General features: G+C 54.2%; 19 protein-coding genes and 1 tRNA gene. 9 read left to right on the top strand and 11 right to left on the bottom strand.

What is annotated here, in order from left to right:
* Positions 1 to 22 precede the first annotated feature (22 nt).
* Positions 23 to 1,150, bottom strand: coding sequence for a hypothetical protein (locus tag AAC086_RS16755; protein ID WP_339780377.1), 1,128 nt, complete (start codon positions 1,148 to 1,150; stop codon positions 23 to 25).
* Positions 1,151 to 1,454: 304 nt separating this feature from the next.
* Between AAC086_RS16755 and secA the strand changes: the two genes are divergently transcribed.
* The gene (secA, locus tag AAC086_RS16750; protein ID WP_339780375.1) at positions 1,455 to 4,166 is read left to right on the top strand and encodes a preprotein translocase subunit SecA; all 2,712 of its coding nucleotides are present in this window, start codon (positions 1,455 to 1,457) and stop codon (positions 4,164 to 4,166) included.
* 133 nt (positions 4,167 to 4,299) lie between these two features.
* On the opposite strand, the gene AAC086_RS16745 is transcribed toward secA, so the two are convergent.
* Positions 4,300 to 5,169, bottom strand: a complete 870-nt coding sequence (locus tag AAC086_RS16745; RefSeq protein ID WP_339780373.1) for an alpha/beta hydrolase — start codon at positions 5,167 to 5,169, stop codon at positions 4,300 to 4,302.
* Between the two features lie 134 nt (positions 5,170 to 5,303).
* Between AAC086_RS16745 and mutT the strand changes: the two genes are divergently transcribed.
* From mutT to AAC086_RS16730, 3 genes are all read left to right on the top strand, one after another.
* Positions 5,304 to 5,735 carry an 8-oxo-dGTP diphosphatase MutT gene (gene mutT / locus AAC086_RS16740; protein WP_339780420.1) on the top strand — a complete coding sequence of 144 codons (432 nt, stop codon included), beginning with the start codon at positions 5,304 to 5,306 and terminating at the stop codon, positions 5,733 to 5,735.
* Positions 5,736 to 5,955: 220 nt separating this feature from the next.
* Positions 5,956 to 6,717 (top strand): molybdopterin-binding protein, encoded by a 762-nt coding sequence (locus AAC086_RS16735; protein ID WP_339780372.1) that lies wholly within the window; start codon positions 5,956 to 5,958, stop codon positions 6,715 to 6,717.
* A 44-nt stretch (positions 6,718 to 6,761) separates the two neighbouring features.
* Positions 6,762 to 7,097, top strand: a complete 336-nt coding sequence (locus AAC086_RS16730; protein WP_339780370.1) for a hypothetical protein — start codon at positions 6,762 to 6,764, stop codon at positions 7,095 to 7,097.
* An 88-nt stretch (positions 7,098 to 7,185) separates the two neighbouring features.
* Here AAC086_RS16730 and AAC086_RS16725 read toward each other — a convergent pair whose 3' ends face one another.
* The 3 genes from AAC086_RS16725 to AAC086_RS16715 all read right to left on the bottom strand — a co-directional run bounded on the left by AAC086_RS16725 (position 7,186) and on the right by AAC086_RS16715 (position 9,762).
* Positions 7,186 to 7,434, bottom strand: a complete 249-nt coding sequence (locus AAC086_RS16725) for a hypothetical protein (protein ID WP_339780368.1) — start codon at positions 7,432 to 7,434, stop codon at positions 7,186 to 7,188.
* Between the two features lie 42 nt (positions 7,435 to 7,476).
* Positions 7,477 to 8,187: a 5,6-dimethylbenzimidazole synthase gene (bluB, locus tag AAC086_RS16720; protein WP_339780366.1), complete on the bottom strand. Its 711-nt coding sequence runs from the start codon at positions 8,185 to 8,187 to the stop codon at positions 7,477 to 7,479.
* A gap of 183 nt (positions 8,188 to 8,370) precedes the next feature.
* The gene (locus AAC086_RS16715) at positions 8,371 to 9,762 is read right to left on the bottom strand and encodes an autotransporter domain-containing protein (protein ID WP_339780365.1); all 1,392 of its coding nucleotides are present in this window, start codon (positions 9,760 to 9,762) and stop codon (positions 8,371 to 8,373) included.
* Positions 9,763 to 10,023: 261 nt separating this feature from the next.
* Between AAC086_RS16715 and AAC086_RS16710 the strand changes: the two genes are divergently transcribed.
* From AAC086_RS16710 to AAC086_RS16700, 3 genes are all read left to right on the top strand, one after another.
* Positions 10,024 to 10,112 (top strand) — tRNA-Leu (locus tag AAC086_RS16710).
* A gap of 248 nt (positions 10,113 to 10,360) precedes the next feature.
* Positions 10,361 to 10,849: a hypothetical protein gene (locus AAC086_RS16705; RefSeq protein ID WP_339780364.1), complete on the top strand. Its 489-nt coding sequence runs from the start codon at positions 10,361 to 10,363 to the stop codon at positions 10,847 to 10,849.
* Between the two features lie 9 nt (positions 10,850 to 10,858).
* Complete coding sequence (locus tag AAC086_RS16700) at positions 10,859 to 11,134, top strand: DUF3572 domain-containing protein (protein WP_339780363.1); 276 nt, start codon at positions 10,859 to 10,861, stop codon at positions 11,132 to 11,134.
* A 33-nt stretch (positions 11,135 to 11,167) separates the two neighbouring features.
* On the opposite strand, the gene AAC086_RS16695 is transcribed toward AAC086_RS16700, so the two are convergent.
* The 4 genes from AAC086_RS16695 to AAC086_RS16680 form a co-directional block, all read right to left on the bottom strand.
* Positions 11,168 to 11,791, bottom strand: a complete 624-nt coding sequence (locus AAC086_RS16695) for an ATP-dependent Clp protease proteolytic subunit (protein WP_339780362.1) — start codon at positions 11,789 to 11,791, stop codon at positions 11,168 to 11,170.
* Positions 11,792 to 11,829: 38 nt separating this feature from the next.
* Entirely contained in the window at positions 11,830 to 12,186 is a 357-nt protein-coding gene (locus tag AAC086_RS16690) for a hypothetical protein (RefSeq protein WP_339780361.1), read from the bottom strand.
* Positions 12,183 to 12,500 (bottom strand): metalloregulator ArsR/SmtB family transcription factor, encoded by a 318-nt coding sequence (locus AAC086_RS16685; RefSeq protein WP_339780359.1) that lies wholly within the window; start codon positions 12,498 to 12,500, stop codon positions 12,183 to 12,185. The genes AAC086_RS16690 and AAC086_RS16685 overlap by 4 nt, the downstream gene beginning before the upstream one ends.
* 183 nt (positions 12,501 to 12,683) lie before the next feature.
* Positions 12,684 to 13,514, bottom strand: a complete 831-nt coding sequence (locus AAC086_RS16680) for an undecaprenyl-diphosphate phosphatase (RefSeq protein WP_339780358.1) — start codon at positions 13,512 to 13,514, stop codon at positions 12,684 to 12,686.
* A 265-nt stretch (positions 13,515 to 13,779) separates the two neighbouring features.
* Between AAC086_RS16680 and AAC086_RS16675 the strand changes: the two genes are divergently transcribed.
* Positions 13,780 to 15,210, top strand: a complete 1,431-nt coding sequence (locus AAC086_RS16675; RefSeq protein WP_339780357.1) for an NAD(P)-dependent oxidoreductase — start codon at positions 13,780 to 13,782, stop codon at positions 15,208 to 15,210.
* A 30-nt stretch (positions 15,211 to 15,240) separates the two neighbouring features.
* The gene (gene gltB / locus AAC086_RS16670; protein WP_339780356.1) at positions 15,241 to 19,791 is read left to right on the top strand and encodes a glutamate synthase large subunit; all 4,551 of its coding nucleotides are present in this window, start codon (positions 15,241 to 15,243) and stop codon (positions 19,789 to 19,791) included.
* 130 nt (positions 19,792 to 19,921) lie between these two features.
* Here the strand turns inward: gltB and AAC086_RS16665 are convergent, their stop codons facing one another.
* Positions 19,922 to 20,158 carry a hypothetical protein gene (locus tag AAC086_RS16665; protein ID WP_339780355.1) on the bottom strand — a complete coding sequence of 79 codons (237 nt, stop codon included), beginning with the start codon at positions 20,156 to 20,158 and terminating at the stop codon, positions 19,922 to 19,924.
* A 190-nt stretch (positions 20,159 to 20,348) separates the two neighbouring features.
* Positions 20,349 to 20,564, bottom strand: coding sequence for a hypothetical protein (locus AAC086_RS16660; RefSeq protein ID WP_339780353.1), 216 nt, complete (start codon positions 20,562 to 20,564; stop codon positions 20,349 to 20,351).
* Between the last annotated feature and the right edge of the window lie 12 nt (positions 20,565 to 20,576).

Below are 20,576 nucleotides of genomic sequence, written 5' to 3'. Positions count from 1 at the left end.
CAGCGTTTCGGGGGCCGGCGGTTCAGGCCGTTACACCGGTCGCGTCATCTTCTGGTGCGATTGACAGCTTGTTGCCGTCGGGCATCTGGAATGTTGGCGTGTTGCCATCATTCCCAACCCGGCCCAGCGGCAACATAAGTTCGATCCCCAGTTTCGTGATCGAGCGGTCATTGCCGTTTTCGTCGGGCTGTGTCAGGTGCGAAACATCGCGCACAATGATTGCGGCCTGTTTCATCAACTGTGATTGAAGGTCGCTGCTGCGTTTCAGGGCCAGATCAGCGGCACTGGGTCCTGCCTGTGCTGCGGGTGCAGTGGCAGCCGTGCCATCGCCCGCTGCCGCATCCTGATCGCTGGTTTTGTTGGCGGCACTGGAATCGCCCGTGGTGCTTTCCAGCAGTTCCTTGATGAAATCGGCAACGCCCGATCCGTTAAGATCAAACAGCAAACCGCCATCATTTGCATTGGCCGACTGGCCCAGGCTGTTGACCAGATTGTTTGCACCGCCCAAACCGTTCAGGGCTGCGCCAAGTGCGCCCATTGCTGCCCCGGCACTGTTGCCAATCGCGGAAACAGAAACGCGCGAAATTTCAAGTTTGGTGGTGTTATAGCTAAAGGAAAAATCGCCGGTGGTGTTGTCGATGCTGATATCCAGCGACTGGGTGGCAGCCATGGCAGACTCGGCAAAGCCAGTGGCCGATGAATTGCCGTTGCTATAGGCGATCTCGCTGCGCGAGTGGCTGGCGATGGCCTGCTTGAAAGAAAAATCAAAATTGTCCGAACCCGCAGCCATATCCTTGATGTTATCAAACAAGGCCTGGGTGGCGGCGGTGGCTTCGGTGGCGCTCATGCCCGAGAGGGCAAACATATCCGTCACGCTGTCGCGGATCAGGTCCAGCGACGCTGACAGGGCATCTTTGCCCAGCCCGTCGGTCGAAACCAGCGGATTGGCGGTGGTTGCCGCCGGTTTGTCGCTGGCTTGTGCAGCACTGATGGCCTGCGGCGAAAGCGACAGCCGGTCAACAGCCTGTGACGCAGGGCGACCAAGGCGCGATCCGGTATCGGATTCGGTGCCGTGGTCCTGGGTTAACCGGGCATCTGTGGTTGGTAGTGATCCGCCGCGCAGCGGGCCAAACGCGGAAATGTCCGCCATGTTATCCTCCTCCTGAGGCACAACACCGCACGATAAAGGGCAAAAAATTGCTGTATCGGGCGATATGTTCGGGCTACTTGCCCGTTTTGAAAACTTAAGGTTTCATCATAATATGTTTTTACGCCCACCTCAAGGACCAAAAAACAAGCAAATTTGGACGTAATGACAGGAATGCGGGCATTCTACCCACATCTTAGTGGTTCGTTCCGTTGACAGATCATAGTCAGGGTTCTATCTGTGATCGGGCCGGTGTATGTACCGTGACCCGTCTTTTGTTATTTTCATTTTATCCAGGAACGTTTTAATGCTCGGCGTCATTGCCCGGAAACTTTTCGGTTCAGCTAACGATCGTGAAATCAAAGCCCTTCGGGCCACGGTCGAGCAAATCAACGCCTTGGAACCCGAGGTGGAAAAACTGTCTGATGAAGATCTGCGCGCCCGGACCGACTGGCTGCGTGATCGTCTCAATAACGGTGAAACCTTGCAACAGGTTCTGCCCGATGCCTATGCCACGGTGCGCGAAGCCGCAAAGCGTGTGCGCGGCGAACGTCATTATGATGTGCAGCTTACCGGCGGCATCGTTCTTAATGACAGCAAAATCGCCGAGATGAAAACCGGTGAAGGTAAAACGCTGGTCTCGACCTTGCCGGTTTACCTTAATGCGCTGTCGGGCAAGGGCGTTCATGTTGTGACGGTCAACGACTATCTGGCCCGCCGCGATGCGGAATGGATGGGGCAGGTATATGGCTTTCTGGGCATGTCGGTGGGGGTGATCATGCATGGCATGACCGATGACCAGCGTCGCTCGGCCTATCGCTGTGACATTACCTATGCCACCAACAACGAACTTGGCTTTGACTATTTGCGCGACAACATGAAATTCCGTCTGGAAGACATGGTTCAGCGCGAATTCAATTATGCCATCGTCGACGAAGTCGACTCGATCCTGGTGGACGAAGCCCGGACCCCGCTGATCATTTCCGGCCCGGCCGAAGATGGCTCGGCGATGTATATGGCGGTCGATCAACTGATCCCGAAACTGGTCGACGCCGATTACGAAAAAGATGAAAAGGCCCGTGCGGTTACCCTGACCGAAGAAGGTACCGAACATGCCGAACAGCTTTTAAGTGAAATGGGCATTCTGACCGAAGGCACATTATACGACATCGCCAATGTTCATCTGGTGCATCACACCAACCAGGCATTGCGCGCCCACAAATTGTTCCAGCGCGACACCGATTACATCGTCAAGGACAACAAGGTTGTCATCATTGACGAATTTACCGGTCGTATGATGGAAGGCCGTCGTTATTCCGACGGGTTGCATCAGGCACTTGAAGCCAAGGAACGGGTTGAAGTTCAGAACGAAAACCAGACTTTGGCATCGATCACGTTCCAGAACTATTTCCGGCTTTATCCGAAACTGGCCGGTATGACCGGTACGGCGTTAACCGAAGCCGAAGAGTTCGAAGAAATTTATGGTTTGCGCGTGGTGGAAATTCCGACCCACCGTCCGATTTCGCGCAAGGATTTTGACGACGAAATTTACCGGACCGCCGAAGAAAAATGGGATGCCATTGCCGATTTGCTGGTGGAATGCCATGCCCGTCAGCAACCGTGCCTGGTGGGTACCGTATCGATTGATAAATCGGAAAAGCTGAGTGCGCTTTTGAAAAAGCGCAAAATTCCGCATGAAATTCTGAATGCCAAGCAGCACGAACGCGAAGCCTATATCATCGCACAGGCCGGTGCGCCGGGGGCGATTACCATTGCCACCAACATGGCCGGTCGCGGTACCGACATTAAACTGGGCGGCAACGTGGAAATGCGGGCCGAACTGGAACTGGCCGATGTGCCTGATGCCGAACGTGAAGCTGGCATTGAACGGATTCGCCGGGAAGTGATCGAAGACCAGAAAAAGGTTCTGGAAGCTGGTGGTTTGTTTGTGCTTGCAACCGAACGTCACGAATCGCGCCGGATCGATAACCAGCTGCGCGGTCGTTCCGGTCGTCAGGGCGATCCGGGGGCATCGAAATTCTTCCTGTCGCTGGAAGATGACCTGATGCGTATTTTCGGCTCCGAGCGCATGGACAGCATGTTGCAGAAGCTGGGCCTGGAAAAGGGCGAGGCGATCTATCATCCGTGGATCAACAAGGCCCTTGAAAAGGCGCAGCAGAAAGTTGAAGGCCGCAACTTCGATATTCGTAAAAACCTTCTGAAATTTGACGATGTTATGAATGACCAGCGTAAGGTCATTTATGATCAGCGCCGTGATTTGATGCAGGCCAAAGACGTTGCCGAAGACGTTGCTGAAATGCGTGCCGAAGTCATTGAAGGCATTGTTGCCCGCCATTGCCCGGAAAAGATTTACCCGGAACAGTGGGAAGCAACCTCGTTGCATGAAGAATGCCTGCGCCTGTTCGGTCTTGATTTGCCGGTATCAGACTGGATCAAGGAAGAAGGCATCGATCCAGCCCAGGTGCATGAGCGCATTGCCAAGGCCGTCGATTCGAAAATGGCCGCCAAGGTGGCCAATTACGGCAGCGACATTATCCGCCAGGTCGAAAAAAGCCTGCTTTTGCAGTTGCTTGATCAGTCTTGGAAAGAACATCTTCTGGCATTGGATCATTTGCGCCAGGGCATTGGCCTGCGCGCCTATGGCCAGCGCGATCCGTTAAACGAGTTCAAGCGCGAAGCCTTTAACCTGTTTGAAGAAATGCTGGGCATGTTGCGTGAACGTGTGACACAGATGTTATCGCATGTTGAATTGCAGTCTGCCCCGCGCCCCGAAGACCTGGAACCGCGCCGCCAGCAACAAATGCAGGAAAACCACCCGACCCCTGAAGGTGCCGCTACGGCAGCCGGGGAACGCCAGCAGGACACGGTGCAGTCCCGTCAGGGCAGCGTTGCCATTGATGCCAACGACCCCGCGACCTGGGGCCGCGTGTCGCGCAATGCGCCGTGCCCGTGTGGTTCGGGCAAAAAATACAAACATTGCCACGGCCAGCTTGCCTGATCGCGGGCCGTCATTTCCGATGCAAAAACGCGCTGTGTAAAAACGGCGCGTTTTTTTTATGGGGGAAAACGGGCTGTTGGTTTTGGGTAAAGCCAACGCCAAAAGATCGTCGATTTTTTAAAGTATATTTCCTTTAATATACTTTAACCGGGGCAACATCGTGCAAAAACGTTTTGATCGGTTTGAGGATGCGTTCGTTGCCGGTTAAAAACGTGCCCAGCCCCACAACGGTGCCGATATGGCCGGTATCGGGAATTTTAACCAAGGTGGCCTGGGGCACCATTTCTGCCAGGCGAATGGAATTGCGCGGCAAAACTGTGCGGTCATCTTCGCCGGTAATCAATAACAGGGGCGGCATGCCCTGCAGGTTCTGATGGACGGGTTGGCTGTCGGCCGCGGGTGTATCGCCAAAAGCGATTTGGGTGGCGCGGACATCATAGGGATAAAAATCATAGGGGCCAGACAGCCCGATGATCCCGGCAATGTCGCTGCGTGCCATACCGACATTGCGCAAAAATTTCGGGTTGGCCACCAGTTGCATGGCGTTATAGGCCCCGGCACTGTGCCCGGCTAAAACGAGTTTGCGACCGTCAATATTATCGGCGTGGCGGGCTGCGTATTTTTGGGCAACGGCAACGGCCTGTGCGCCATCGGCGACGAAGACAGGATATTGCCTATCGGGTACCAGCCGGTAATCGGGAATGGCAACGGCATAGCCCATATCGACAAACCGTTTGGCAACAAAGGCGTATTTGCGCTTGTCCCCCGAATCCCACGATCCGCCATAAAACCACACAATCAGCGGGGCCGGGCGCAGATGGGGCGGGGGCAGGTAAATATCCATCTTTTGCCGGGCATCAGGCCCATAGGATAAGTCTGCCCGGTCGGGGGAAAGATCGCCTGCTTGCAAGCGATTAAAGGCTGCCAGCTTGTCGCAGCCTGCTAAAAACAGGGTGGCAAGCAAGGTATTGGTGGCAAGGATAAACAGTTTTGGACGGGCCATGATACCGGGCTGTTGTTATGATGATAAGGTTATATACGCAAAAAAATGGCGAAAGGATCGCATCCCCTCTTGGCGGAAAATCGTTGGCGCGATAAAAACGCCCTATGACAGTTCAAAAACCAGATAGCGGCTGCATGTCGGTCGATTTACGCCAGGGCCGCGTGCCGGAGCGTACCGTATTTGTCAGTGCCGTGGCACTGGTAGATGTTGATCATCGGGTGTTGATTGCACAGCGCCCCGAAGGCAAATCCATGGCCGGGCTGTGGGAATTTCCCGGTGGCAAGGTCGAGGCCGGGGAAACCCCGGAAATGGCGCTGGTGCGCGAGCTGAAAGAAGAGCTGGATATCGATATTACCGAAAGCTGCCTGGCACCGTTTACCTTTGCCTCTTTCACCTATGACGATTTCCATTTGATGATGCCGCTTTATTTATGCCGCGTCTGGAAAGGCGAGTTACGCCCGATGGAAGGGCAGGCGGTGAAATGGGTGCGGCCCATTCGCCTGGGCGATTATCCCATGCCCCCGGCCGATGTGCCGCTGGTGGCGATGCTGCGCGACTTTTTATAACCATCCTGATCGCAGCATTGTTGCGCCAATGGGGCGGTATGGCATTGATATGCGGTTGGGTTGATATTTGTCAGCGCAACGTGGTGTTGCTTGTGCCAATCTGTGGCGCTATGTGGGAAGGCGGGCTTGTTTTATGGTTGGCGAAAATACTTGCCAGCCTCTGTTTACATGTCAAAGCGTGCCGGTCCCGGCGCGGTTCATTTCAAAATACGAGGGTGTTATGTCCAAAACTGTTCGCGCCTGTTTATTGATTATTGGCAACGAAATTCTTTCGGGCCGCACCCACGATAAAAACCTGCCTTATCTGGCCGAACAGCTTAACGATCTTGGTGTTCGCCTGGCTGAAACCCGCGTGATTCCTGATATTAGCCAAACCATTATCGATACCGTGAATGAATGCCGGGCAAAATTTGATTATGTGTTTACCACGGGCGGCATCGGCCCGACCCATGACGATATTACATCGGACTGCATTGCTGCCGCCTTTGGCGTACCGTTAGACTTGAATGATGAAGCGGTTAAAATGCTGCGCAGCAATTATGCCAACCCCGATATTGATCTGAACGAAGCCCGCCTGCGCATGGCCCGTATTCCGCGCGGGGCTGAACTGATTGAAAACCCGGTCAGCAAGGCACCCGGATACCGGATGGAAAATGTGTATGTCATGGCCGGTGTGCCGATGATTATGCAGGCGATGTTTCAGGGCATCAAACATCAGTTGGTGGGCGGAAAGCCCCTGCTGTCGGGATCGGTTGGCGGCTATATTCCCGAGGGCATGATTGCCGAGGTTCTGGGTAAAATTCAGGATGAATTCAAAAATACTGATATAGGGTCCTATCCGTTCTTGCGTGAAGGGAAACTAGGGACCACATTGGTGGTGCGCGGCGAAGAGCAGTCCGATGTGGACGCGGCGGTTTTGCGCATTACCGATGCGATTATCGGTTTTGGCCGCGAGGTTGTTGCCGACGAACCGGTATCGTAACCTGCCCGCGTTATCCGATCCTGCGACATGAAAGGTTTTCGGTAATGCCTGACCACCTGGAATCAGCCGGTCTTCCGCCGCAAAAACCCGGCGAGGAATGGAAAATCATCAAATTTATGCTGACGCATATGATGTATGGCGGTGTCGGCTCGATCGTGTTTGGCGTTTTGACGCTGTATTTTGATATTGGCGGCATCTGGACGCTGGCGAATGCGTCAAGCGACACGATGATTTTTATCTTTTTGTTGTTTTTCGGGGTGTTCATCACCTTTGGCGGCATCAGCATGGGGGCTGGTGTGATGTTGCTGGGCAGTTTTTCCGACAATGACAAATACGATGATGAACGCCGCTATAACAAAGATGACGATGGCGCGCATTAAAGGAAATATGCTTTAACACGCCATCGTCATTCTGATCACGGCAGTTCACGGCAGTTTTGATGCTGTGCCGTTATTTTGTATTGAGTGCTCAGGGGCGGTCGGCGTTGCTTTTTTTGCGCACAAAATGCGCAATCACCATGCCCGCAATCCAGCAGACCAGCGGCACGGAAAAGATGTAATCAAACATCGGGTCGCTGGTGTCACCATTTGTAATCATCACGATATACCCCACCCAGCATGCTGTTAGCAAATAGCCCATGATCTTGAAGTAATGGCCGTTTGGCAGTTTCTTTTCTTGTGTTTCAGGCTGTTTCTGCCCGGCCTTTTCACCCGTCATTTTGATATTATCCCTGATATTTTATTGTACGAAACATACTTTCTAGCGTTCCAGCGTCAGGTCCTGCGGGTCTATCCGGTCCTGCCAGCCATGGCGGACCAGTTCTGGCACAACGTGATCTTCCTCGGGATAGCCGATGCATAAATACGCAATCAGCCGCCAGTGTTCGGGCACTTCTAACACCTGTTGTACGGTTTTAGGCTCCAGAATACTGACCCAGCCAACCCCGATGCCCTTAACCCGGGCGGCCAGCCATAAAAGCTGCACCGCAGCCACGGCAGAATAATCGAGCATTTCGGGCATGGTTTTGCGGCCCAGCCCCATGCCGGCTTCGGTTTCCTCGTCGGCAAAAACCGCAAGCTGCATCGGGGCCTGATCCATACCCTGCAATTTCAGCGAGGCATACAGCTTTGCGCGTTCGCCTTCATAATCGTTCAAGGCTTGCTGATTGGCACGTTCAAAACTGTCGCGAATGGCCTTGCGGCGTTCGGGTGCATTGACCTTTACAAACCGCCATGGCTGACAATTGCCAACCGAGGGGGCCAAACAGGCCTCGGCGATCAGGCCGTCAATATCGTCCTGGGGCAGCGGGTCGGTGCGAAACCGGCGCACATCACGACGCCATAACAGCAAATCTATGAATTGCTGTTGAAAGGCATGATCAAACACCGGTGGTGTCAGGTTTTCGCTGCCTTTTGGGTTATGTGAATTGCTGGTGCTTGCCGGGGGCAAGGAAATATCCTTTCTGGTCATGCGTGTCAGCCTGGGGCGCTCAAATAAATCTGGTCCACCCTAGGGGCTTTTGCGGTGAAATAGAAGCAATCAGTTGAAATTTGTCGCCTGGTTCTGACCGGGTGCCAGGTTTGATAAAAACGTCGATGTAATAACAGGTCTGCGAAACCCTAAAGATGCCTGCACAGTCATTGCCATCGTGATTTACATATTGAATTTCAGTGTCAGCAAGCCTGAAAGCGGGCCTTTGTCGGCTTGATCAAATGTCACGGTCTGGTTTATTTGCAGGCCAACATGGCCCGAAAGCCTTGTCCAGTAATGGTCAAACCCGCCGCCCAGTTTGACGGCATCGCTGTCGCTCTCGGTATTCACAAAGGGCTGCAAGGTGCCGTAATCGCGGGGTAACAGGGTGGAAAAGCGAAGCTCTCCCTTTACCCCTTCATAGGGCAGATCACCGGGGCTAAAGCTGCGAAAGGCTTCAATCGACGCATTCAGACCAAGCGGCGCATAGGTGTATTCGGTGCCCGAGAAATAGCGGCGCGACTGGTTCTGCCCGAAGCCTTCATTAAGGACGGACATGGTCTGGTTTTCGCCCATGAACGGCGTGACGATATGGTCGCCCATTTCAATGCGATAGCGGGCTTCGGCCTCGGAATCAAACAAGGTGGATGTTGCAACATGACCCGAAACAATTTCTCCGTTGGGGGTGAAATGTTTGCCATAGGATTCGCGCGCTGAAATCAAATTGCCGCTCAGGCGCAGGCTGAGCGGGGTTTGCCCCAGGTTTTGCTGCGCATCGAACCCGACAGACCCGGAATAGGTCATGCTGGAACTGGTGTTTTCATACCGGCTTGAAAGGCCGGTGCGGGTGATGTCGCTGCTGCCAATGCCAAGGCTGCCATTGAGCTTTAACCAGTCGGTCATACGGGCAAGGAAATAGGGGGAAAAGGTGACGTTGTTTTCCCGATACAGGGTCTGACGTGCGGCAACGTCGCTTGCCGTGCTGCCCCAGCCAATGGCAATGCCTATGATGGTGGATGTATCGACGCGGTAATCAACCCCGGTGTCAACGGCAATCACGTCACCATCAAGGCCGGGGTTAAAGCCATCGCTGGCAACCTGGTTATCAATGCTTTGACGCGTACCATGCACCCAGATGCTCATGGCGCGTTCGGTGGCGCGGTCCTGTGTGGGAAAGGACCCGTTTGCACTGTCAAAATCAATGCGTTCGGCAAGCGACCCCAGGGCATCCCGCCCGCTATAGCTTTCGATTTGGGATGCAATATCGGTGCCCATTGCCAGGGCATCGTCGGGCTGGTCTTCGGGGGCAATGCTGCCGTCTAAAAACAGGGGTTGCAGGGTGTTGGTGATGAAATTGCCATCCAGCCGGTCTGAAAGCCGGTCAAGGTGCTCAAGCCGGTTTTTGTTCCGGGTCATGGTTTCGGTGCGAAGGATAGGCGATTCGGTGGTACGCAGATGTTTGTCCTGTGCGGCAAGGGCAGGATTTATCCACGGTGGAACAACCTGGTCTGGTGCCAGGGCCGAAACGGCAACGCAGGCTGTGCCGATGGCTATGAGGCTCCAGCGCAGTTTCATCGTATGTTATTTCTCATGTCGCGGCTTTGCGGCAAGATGTCGACCTTGTTCCCTGCCGTTCCTTGCGTGATAACGGCGAAAATTGCCAATTTTGTGGGGCGGTTTGTTGCCCGGAATTCTTTTTGGCGCCTTTGGTGATAGCCTGGCCGGGTTACCGAATTATAAATCCCTGCAATAGAATGTTGCGTCGCGGGCAAAGCCGCGCTAGAAACCTGTCCTGTCTTTGGCGCGAATTGCGCCGGACGTTTCTGCCAAGTTCTTGCGGGCGTGGCGAAATTGGTATACGCAGCGGACTTAAAATCCGCCGGTCCTAACAGACCTTGCCGGTTCAAGTCCGGCCGCCCGCACCATCTTCTCCAATCCGTATTGCTGTTTTCTCCCTCGGTTTGCGGTTTTTCGCGCACCTAAAATGTCGATTCGCGTTTGGGATGCGCGCCGATCAGCCAGGATGCTGCCTGCTAAAAGCGGGTTTTGGGCATGCGCAGGCAGATAAAACTCCTTCCTGGCGGTTGTTTGATCGCGCAGGGATTCGGCCTCCTTCATCTGGTCGTGGTGAGGTACGGTACGGTTTAACCGCCTGTTTCGTGGATCACTTGCCATGACCCCAAGGGTAATCGTCGGGCGGTTTACCGGATGTAAAGGCGTTTCCGGTCACTGTGCGGCATTGTTTGGGGACGATCACAGGGTTATTGACGTGAGTGCGACGGAAAACAACGACGATCAGCCGCGTAAAAAAGAACGGTTTGGCAAATATGTTGCCCCGGAAGAACGCGCCAATAATGTCGTGCGCCAACTTGACGAGTTTTTGCGCAAAGGGCCGAAAAGCGGTTTGAAATATAACCGCTGGCAGCAATTGGCATGGTACGAGGTTGTTGACGAAATCAAACGGGCCGAAGCCGCCCAGAAAGGCCAGGATAGCCTGGCCAAGGCCGCCTTTCTAAGCCTGGCAATCGGGTTTGGGACCATCGGTTTCTGGGGCCTGGTTTTGCTGTCAGGAACCCGCTTGGGCCTGGTGGCGAGCGGTATTATAGTGGTGGCCGGACTGGTGATATGGCGGGCCCTTTCCAAGGCCAACTGGTTGAAATAGGCGAAGATCATGAATAACGATGCTGCCGAAACCCTGGCTATTCAGGCCATTGCCTTTGTGGCGGGCGATGATGAATTGTTGCAAGGGTTGCTGATGCAAACCGGCATGGATTTAAACGATTTGCGTGCAGGTATTGGTCATGCCGATGTGCAGCGCGGGGTGCTGGAATTTTTATTGTCGCACGAACCGTTTTTAATGCGCCTGGTCGAGGCCATTGACTGCCCGCCAGATATGCCTGCCAAGGCCCATGTCATTTTATCGGGTGGGCCGATCTGGCAGGATTAACGCCTGCGGAGGGGTGTTTTCTGGCAGGCCCCTTTACACGGGTTTGAGGGTGTCATCATTTGCCGTGCGATGGGCCAGAATCTGGTCAATCAGCCCCCATTCCAGTGCCTGTTCTGCGGTCATGAAACGGTCGCGATCCAGTGTTTTTTCGACCTCTTCATAGCTGCGTGCGCAATGCTCGGCATAAAGCGTGATCATACGATGTTTGGTCTTACGCATTTCCTCGGCATGGATCAGGATGTCGGATGCCTGGCCCTGAAATCCGCCAAGGGGTTGATGCACATGCAGGCTGGCATTGGGCAGGGCCGCCCGGTGGCCCGGTTCGCCGGCCATTAATAAAAATGATCCCATCGAACGTGCCGTTCCCATGCACAGCGTATGAACCGGTGAGCGGATGTATTGCATGGTGTCATACATGGCGAGGCCGCTGGTGACGACGCCGCCCGGGGAATTGATATAAAGATGGATCGGCTTTTTGGCATTTTCCGATTCTAAAAACAGCAATTGCGCGCAGACAAGCGACGATATGGTGTCGTTGACCTCGCCATTAAGGAAAATGATCCTTTCACGCAGCAGCCGGGAATAGATATCGAACGCGCGTTCCCCCTGACTTGACTGTTCGACAACCATGGGAACGAGTTGCATCATGTTCTGCATTGGTAAATTCCGGTTTTTGGGGTGGCGCAAGTTCTGGTTCAGGCTGCGCGCATGAGGGCCAAACTATTGTTGTTTGCGGCATGTGTCATGCGGTCGGGTTTCGAACCATTAAGGTCATGGACCACCAAAAGGCAGGTTCTGCCGTCCGGCAGGGGCGAAATGCGAAATGTAACAGTGCTTTGAAGAAACGGTGGTTCATTGTCCTGCATCTTGTAGGAAACTTCGTGGTCAGGGATCATGGATGCCGGTTCGGGATTGCCAAGAGCATTGTCTGGCAGCCATGTTTCCCGAAAGGCAGGAATGGTGATGGCGCGCCAGACCTTTTGTAGCGGAGCCTCAAGAGCGTATTGAAATACAAGCCTTTGGGCCGGTTTTTGGGTGTTTTTATCTGTCATTGGTCCATGTCCTTCAGTGTGGATTTGAGGGCATCAATACGTTCAGGCCAATAGGACCGATATTTTTCGACCCAATTTACAATCTGCATCAATCCCGTCGGATCAACGTCGTAATAAACAAACCGGCCTTGTCGCTCTTCCCGGATCAGTCTTGCATTTCGCAGGACCGTCAGGTGCTGTGACATCGCCGGTTGGCTGATGCCCATACCTTCGCGCAAGGAACTGGCATTCTGGCGGTTTGTACGTGCCAGCTTTTCAAAAATTGTCCGCCGGGTTGGATCGGCAAGGGCTTTGAAGATGTCATGTTCAATCATGAAATCACATAAGCACAGACTTATGTGATCGTGCAAGACTGATTTTGACCATTTTCATTTTCTTTTGGGCGTGTGGTATTTCAGGGGGGGGTAAGCAGCCCCATGATGGGCCGCAAAAAAGGCGTGAATCTGTTAGGATTCGCGCCTTTTTTTAATATATTCGAAAATCAACGAAGATGGGGGTTAGAACAACGTTCCCAGCGGGGCGGTATCGTAACCGTAAACCCATATCAGAAGCGCAATGCCCAGAATGATCCGGTAAATGGCGAACGGGGTGAAGCTGGCCCGTTTTAACCACGACATCAGCACCGCAATCGTGATCAGCGCGGTGATGAAGGAAAAGCCAATCGCCAGCAGGACTTCGCGGTTAAGCTCCATGTTGCCGGCTTTGTGCAGGTCCAGCCCGGCCAAAAGCCCGGCCCCCATAATAACGGGAATCGACATCAGCATGGAAAACTGCGCTGCATCCGAGCGCTCATAGCTCATCAGGCGCGCCGCCGTCATGGTGATGCCCGACCGGCTGACACCGGGAACAAGAGCAATGACCTGCGCCAGACCAATAAAAATTGATCCAACCCATCCCATATGTTCGATCCGGTTGATGGTCATGCCAACTTTGTCGGCAAACCACAGGATAATACCGAAGACAAGTGTGGTCCAGGCGATGATCTCGACGGACCGCATCTGTTCTTCGATGCCGGATTGTTTAAAATAATAGCCGACGGCGACCACCGGAATGGTGGCAACCACAATGTGCAGGGCCATGCGGGCACCCGGTGTCATCCGGCCACTAAACAGGCGGAAAAAACCGACAATCATCGCAAGGACGTCGCGCCAGAAATAGATCAACACAGCCAGAAGTGTTCCGACATGAACCGAAACATCCAGCAGCAGGCCTTGGTCGGCTGCGCCGGTAATTGCGGGGGTCAGGACAAGATGGCCGGAAGAACTGATGGGCAGGAATTCAGTGATACCCTGAACGACTGCAAGAAGAATTATGTGCTGAAGAGTCACACCTGCCTCGGTGCTGATTTTTGAAGGGAGATCTGCTTATAGCAGCTTGTTTTCTCTCGGCGAATACCTGAATTAGTACCATTTCGGTACTAATTAAACTTTTATGACCGGGTATGAGCGCCTTGAAACCCGAGATTTCGGCGGGGCTTTTTGTTAAATTGGTCAGTATTATTGACCTATGGTGTATTTTGTGCTGGATTCTCGTTTCGCGGGCGGGTATATAAAGGTCCACTCCCGCAACAAAACAGCCTTTTTGGGGGCCGCCATGACAGAAAAGATGCTCAAATTTGTTCATCTTGAACAAAAATATCCGCAGAAGCGTGAAGCCGCTGAGCGTCGGACGGACTTTGACGAAATCTATGCCAGCTTCGAACCTGATGCCGCCGCCGATCAGGCCGGGCGGTGTTCGCAGTGCGGTGTTCCGTTCTGTCAGGCTCATTGCCCGCTTTATAATAATATTCCCGACTGGTTACGTCTGACGACGGAAGGCCGGATGGAAGAGGCCTATGCCATTTCGGCGGCGACCAACAATCTGCCGGAAATTACCGGTCGCATTTGCCCGCAGGATCGCCTGTGCGAAGGCAATTGCGTGATCGAACAATCGACCCACGGTGCCGTTACTATCGGGTCGGTCGAAAAATACATTACCGATACGGCCTTTGAAAACGGCTGGGTCAAGGCGCCCGTCCCGGGGCAGGAAAATGGCCTGTCAGTGGGAATTATCGGTGGTGGTCCTGCGGGTATGGCGGCGGCTGAACAGTTGCGCCTTAAAGGCTATGACGTTCATATCTATGACCGCTACGACCGCATGGGCGGCCTGCTGGTTTATGGTATTCCCGCTTTCAAGCTGGAAAAACACATTGTTGAACGCCGCATCAGGCTGCTTGAAGAAGCAGGCATTGTGATGCACACCAACTTTGAAGTTGGCCGTGATGCTTCGCTGGAAGAATTACGCCGCAAGCATGACAGCGTGTTGATCGCAACCGGTGTTTACAAGGCCCGTGATCTTAAGGTACCGGGTGTCGGCCTTAAAAATATCTATCCCGCACTGGAATATCTGACCACGTCGAACCGTCAGGGCATGGGGGATGCCGTTCCGGCCTATGACGATGGCACGCTGAATGCCAAAGACAAGCATGTTGTTGTTGTTGGCGGGGGCGATACTGCGATGGATTGTGTGCGAACTGCTGTTCGCCAGGGGGCCAGGTCGGTGAAGTGCCTGTATCGTCGTGACCGTGCCAATATGCCCGGATCGCAGCGCGAAGTTGCCAATGCCGAGGAAGAAGGCGTTGAATTTGTCTGGCTGACCAACCCAGAAGCCTTTGTTGGTGATGACAAGGTAAATGGTGTGCGCGCGGTCAAGATGCGCCTTGGTGCCCCCGATGCCGGTGGTCGCCAAAGCCCCGAAGTGATCGAAGGTTCCAGCTATACGATGGAAGCCGACATGGCGATCCTGGCCCTTGGGTTCGAGCCCGAAGACCTGCCGTCTCTGTTTGAAGCCCCTGAACTGGGTGTTTCACGCTGGGGAACAGTGAAAATTGATTTCCGCTCGATGATGACCAATCTGGATGGTGTTTTTGCCGCCGGTGACATCGCACGGGGTGCGTCACTGGTGGTTTGGGCGATCCGTGATGGTCGCGATGCTGCTGATCGCATTGACGAATATTTGCTGGCGCGGAAAGAAGCCGCCGCTTAAGCCCGCCGCCGCATTTTGGAGAACTAAGCCATGAACGAAATGATCAAGGATCACGGTGCCGAAGAAATTGCCCGGTTCGAGCGTAACGCCGAACACCTGACGGCAACCGGCCTGTATGATGTGGACGACGAACATAGCAGCTGTGGCGTCGGCCTGATTGGTGCGATTGACGGCAAGCCGCGTCGCGAAGTTGTCGAAGCCGGGATCGAGGCCCTCAAAGCGATCTGGCATCGCGGTGCGGTCGATGCCGATGGCAAAACCGGCGACGGTGCCGGTATCCACCTTCAGGTGCCGCAGGACTTTTTCAAGGCGCATCTAAAGCTGATCAATCAGGAAGCACCCGATTCCATGATTGCGGTTGGCCAGGTGTTTTTGCCGCGTATCGACATGTCGGCACAGGAACGCTGCCGCGCGATTGTTGAAACCGAAATTCTGAAAATGGGCTATTCGATCCTTGGCTGGCGTCAGGTGCCGGTCAATGTGTCGGTGATTGGTGAAAAAGCCAATGCAACCCGCCCGGAAATCGAACAGGTTCTGGTCGGCGGCCCCGCAGCGGTTGATGATGAACAGTTTGAAGTCGATCTGTATGTCATTCGCCGTCGCATTGAAAAAGCGGTGATGTCGGAATCGATCAAGGATTTTTACATCTGTTCGCTGTCATGCCGTTCGATCATTTACAAGGGTATGTTCCTGGCTGAACAGGTTGATATTTTCTATCCTGATTTGCGTGACGAACGCTTTACCTCGAATTTCTGCGTGTATCACCAGCGTTATTCAACCAACACATTCCCCAGCTGGCCTTTGGCACAGCCGTTCCGTGTGCTTGCCCATAATGGCGAAATCAACACGCTGCGCGGTAACGTCAACTGGATGAAAAGCCACGAAGCCCGCATGGGGCATGAAGCTTTTTCGGAAACGATTGAAGACGTCAAACCGGTTATTCAGCCCGGATCATCAGACTCGGCAGCCCTTGATGCCGTGTTTGAACTGATGGTGCGTGCCGGTCGTGATCTGCCGATGGTTAAAACCATGATGGTGCCCGAAGCATGGTCGAAAAAAGCGACCACGCCGGACAGCTATAAAAACCTTTACGCCTATTGTAACGCGGTTATGGAACCGTGGGATGGCCCGGCGGCGCTTGCGGCTTATGGCGGCAAATGGCTTTTGGGGGGCACCGACCGGAACGGCCTGCGTCCGCTGCGTTATGCCGTGACCGGCAATGGCCTTCTGATTGCCGGTTCCGAAGCCGGGATGGTTCATATCGACGAGGAAAGCTGCATCGAGAAAGGCCGCCTCGGGCCGGGACAGATGATTGCGATCAACCTTGCCGAAGGCAAGCTGTATCACGATACCGAATTGAAAGATAAGCTGGCACATCGTCGTGACTGGTCAAAATGGGTGGATCGGACCAAGGTTCTGGATGACCTGTTGTCGCCGGAAAAAACCGAGCCGGCCCATTTTAGCAAAGATCATCTTTTGCGGATGCAAAAGGCAATGGGCCTGTCACACGAAGACCTTGAACTGATCCTGCATCCGATGGCCGAAGACGCCAAGGAAGCGATTGGCTCGATGGGGGATGACACCCCGCTTGCGATCCTGTCGGATCGGTATCGCGGTATGCATCATTTCTTCCGTCAGAATTTCGCCCAGGTGACCAATCCGCCGATCGACAGCTTGCGCGAAGCCCGCGTCATGAGCCTGAAAACGCGCCTTGGCAACCTTGGCAATATTCTGGAAGAAGACGAAAACCAGTGCGATCTTCTGCAGCTTGACAGCCCGGTTTTAACGACCGGCGAGTATGACGCCATGCGCGATTACATGGGCGACAGTGCTGTCGAGATTGATACCACGTTTGATATTAATGCTGGTGCCACCGCCCTGCGTGATGCGATTACCCGTATCCAGAAAGAAGCCGAAGAAGCCGTTCGTGGCGGTGCACTGCATGTTATCCTGACCGACGAGCGCATTGACGCAACCCATGCGGCCATTCCGATGGTTCTGGCTGTTGGTGGTGTTCACAGCTTTTTGGTTAAAAATTCGCTGCGGACTTATATTTCGCTTAACGTGCGCTCGGCTGAGTGCATGGATGTGCATTATTTTGCTGTTCTGATTGGTGTGGGTGCGACCACGGTGAACGCCTATCTGGCCCAGGAAGGCCTTTTGGATCGTTATGCCCGTGGCCTGTTCCCGAACATTCACAGCACGGCCGAAATCATGCAGCGCTTTAAAACCGCGATTGATCAGGGTCTGTTGAAAATCATGTCCAAGATGGGCATTTCGATCATCAGTTCCTATCGTGGCGGCTATAACTTTGAAAGCATCGGCCTGTCGCGCTCGCTTGTGGCCGAGTTCTTCCCCGGTATGCCGTCGCGTATTTCGGGCATTGGTCTTCAGGGTATTCAGCGTCGCACGATTGCCCAGCACAAAGATGCCTTTTCCGGTAATGTTGTCAGCCTGCCGGTTGGCGGGTTGTACAAATACCGCCGCAGTGGCGAACGCCATGTCTGGACCGGTCCGCTGATCCATACCTTGCAGTCTTCTGTCACCACGGGCAGCTATAATACCTTCCGCAAATTCAGCGAAGGCCTGCGCCAGCGCGAACCGTTGCATCTGCGCGACCTGCTGGATTTCCGCAGCGACCGTAAACCGGTGCATCAGGAAGACGTTGAAAGCATCACGCAAATTCGCAAGCGTTTTGTAACGCCTGGTATGTCGCATGGTGCGCTTTCAACCGAAGCCCACGAAGCCCTGGCCATTGCCATGAACCGGATTGGTGCCAAGTCCAACTCTGGCGAAGGTGGGGAATCGCGCGAACGTTTCCGTCCGCGTTCCAACGGGGACAATGCCCGTTCCTCGATCAAGCAGGTGGCTTCTGGCCGCTTTGGCGTGACGGCTGAATATTTGAATAACTGTGAAGAAATTCAGATCAAGGTCGCCCAGGGGGCAAAGCCGGGTGAAGGTGGCCAGTTGCCGGGCTTTAAGGTGACGGTGGAAATCGCCCAGTTGCGCCATGCAACACCGGGTGTGACCCTTATTTCACCGCCGCCGCACCACGATATTTATTCGATCGAGGATCTGGCACAGCTGATCTATGACCTCAAGCAGATCAACCCGCGTTGCCGCGTGTGCGTGAAGCTGGTGTCGCGTTCGGGGGTTGGTACCATTGCCGCAGGTGTCGCCAAGGCCAAGGCCGACGTGATCCTTATTTCCGGTTACGATGGGGGAACGGGGGCAAGCCCGCAAACCTCGATCAAATATGCCGGTATTCCGTGGGAAATGGGCCTGTCCGAGGTTAACCAGGTTCTGACCCTTAACAATCTGCGTCACCGGGTGAAGCTGCGTGTGGATGGCGGTTTTAAAACCGGTCGCGATGTGGTGATTGGTGCGATGCTCGGTGCCGAAGAATTTGGTATCGGTACGGCATCCCTGATCGCGCTTGGATGCATCATGGTGCGTCAGTGCCATTCCAACACCTGCCCGGTTGGCGTTTGTACCCAGGACCCGGCATTGCGGGCCAAGTTTAACGGCACGGCAGACAAGCTGGTCAACCTGTTCACTTTCATGGCCGAAGAGGTCAAGGATGTGCTGGCCGAGCTGGGCTATGATAATTTGCAGGACGTGATCGGGCGTTCCGATTTGCTCCAGCAGGTTCACCGGGGTGCAAAAGACCTTGTTGACCTTGACCTGAACCCGCTGCTGGCCCAGGCCGATGCTGGCGGGCATCCGCGTCATTGTACGACGGTTGGCCGCAACGAAGTGCCCGATACCCTTGATGCCCAAATGATCAAGGATGCGCGTCCGCTGCTTGATGACGGCGAAAAAATGCAGTTGCAGTATAATATTCAAAATACGCAACGTGCCATTGGGACGCGCATTTCCAGCCTGATCACGCAGAAATACGGCATGTTCGGCCTTAAACCCGGCCACTTGCATGTTCGTCTGCGCGGTTCTGCCGGGCAGTCTTTGGGGGCGTTTTCGGTTCAGGGCCTTAAAATTGAAGTCCACGGCGATGCCAACGACTATGTTGCCAAGGGCCTTTCCGGTGGCACCATTGTTCTGCGTCCGCGTCCGTCAAGTGCGCTTAAAACCAACGAAAACACCATTATCGGCAATACTGTTTTGTATGGTGCGACGGCAGGCAAGCTGTTTGCCGCGGGCCAGGCCGGGGAACGTTTCTGTGTTCGTAACTCCGGTGCGACTGTGGTGGTCGAGGGATGTGGTTCTAACGGTTGTGAATATATGACGGGCGGGACTGCCGTTATCCTTGGCGATGTTGGCGAAAACTTTGGTGCTGGCATGACCGGCGGCATGGCCTTTATTTATGACCGTAACAATCATTTTGGCGATGTAGTCAATGACAGTTCGGTTTTGTATCAGCGTATTGAAACCCCGTATTGGGACGATCTGTGCCGTAGCCTGATCGAGGAACATGTTGCTGAAACCGACAGTGGTTTCGCACGCAACCTCCTTGATAACTGGGACCGCGAGCGTGGGCACTTCTGGCAGGTTGTGCCAAAGGAAATCGTCGACAAGCTGGAAAACCCTATTCGCTCGCAGAGCGAAAATCAGGCAACTGCGTGACCTCGGTCACGCAGCTTGCGTAAGCTCCCTTGTCCACACACCCGGACAAACCAACTTACCCCGCATCTTGGTGCGGGGTATCTTTTTTGGGGAAAGGCTTGGGTCTGGATGTGTTTAAGGGAAAAGTGCTTTAGAGCAGCAAATCCAGATAGGTGCCGCGTCGTGCCGAATGGTCGATCTGGTCGGCGGCAATCAGGTTTCGCAGGCGGGCAAGCTGGCTGAGGATATCAAGCTCGGTCGAGGGACGATCTGTCGCAGAACGGCGATTCCCGGCGTTATTGCTGGTCCGGCCCGGACCATGACGGTGCGGGGCTTCGGTAATATCGCCAGTGCTGGTACGTGAACTGCCAAGCGGTGGTAGTGCCATTATGCTTCCCTTGTTAGCCTGAGACTATTCTAGGGGGTTTTTGTCGAAATCTGAACCGTTGTGTTGAGGTGTTGCAGTTTTTGCCATTTTATTTGCACCGTTTGGCATTGGTGTTCGATGACCACCAAAGAAAGAGGGCAGCACTTATGCTGCCCAGTAGAAGCCAACGGGGAGGGAGGCGATGAAAGAATCAGGTCACGATATTGACCCGTGTGCCACGGGAACCACTGGTTTCCAGAGGCTGATAATCTGTCACGATAGAGGCGATGCTTTCCATCAGGCCTTCGGCCTTTTTCATCGACGACCCGGCAGCACTCAGGGGAGCGCCCTCCGCACGTTGTGGTGTGACCCGGTCTGACAGCGCCTGTTGCGCCGAGCTTAAGCCTGAACCGATTGAGCCGACCATGATGATGTCCTC

Source organism: uncultured Thalassospira sp. (genome assembly GCF_963976115.1).
Lineage (GTDB): Bacteria > Pseudomonadota > Alphaproteobacteria > Rhodospirillales > Thalassospiraceae > Thalassospira.
This window is presented reverse-complemented; position numbering and strand designations above follow the sequence as displayed.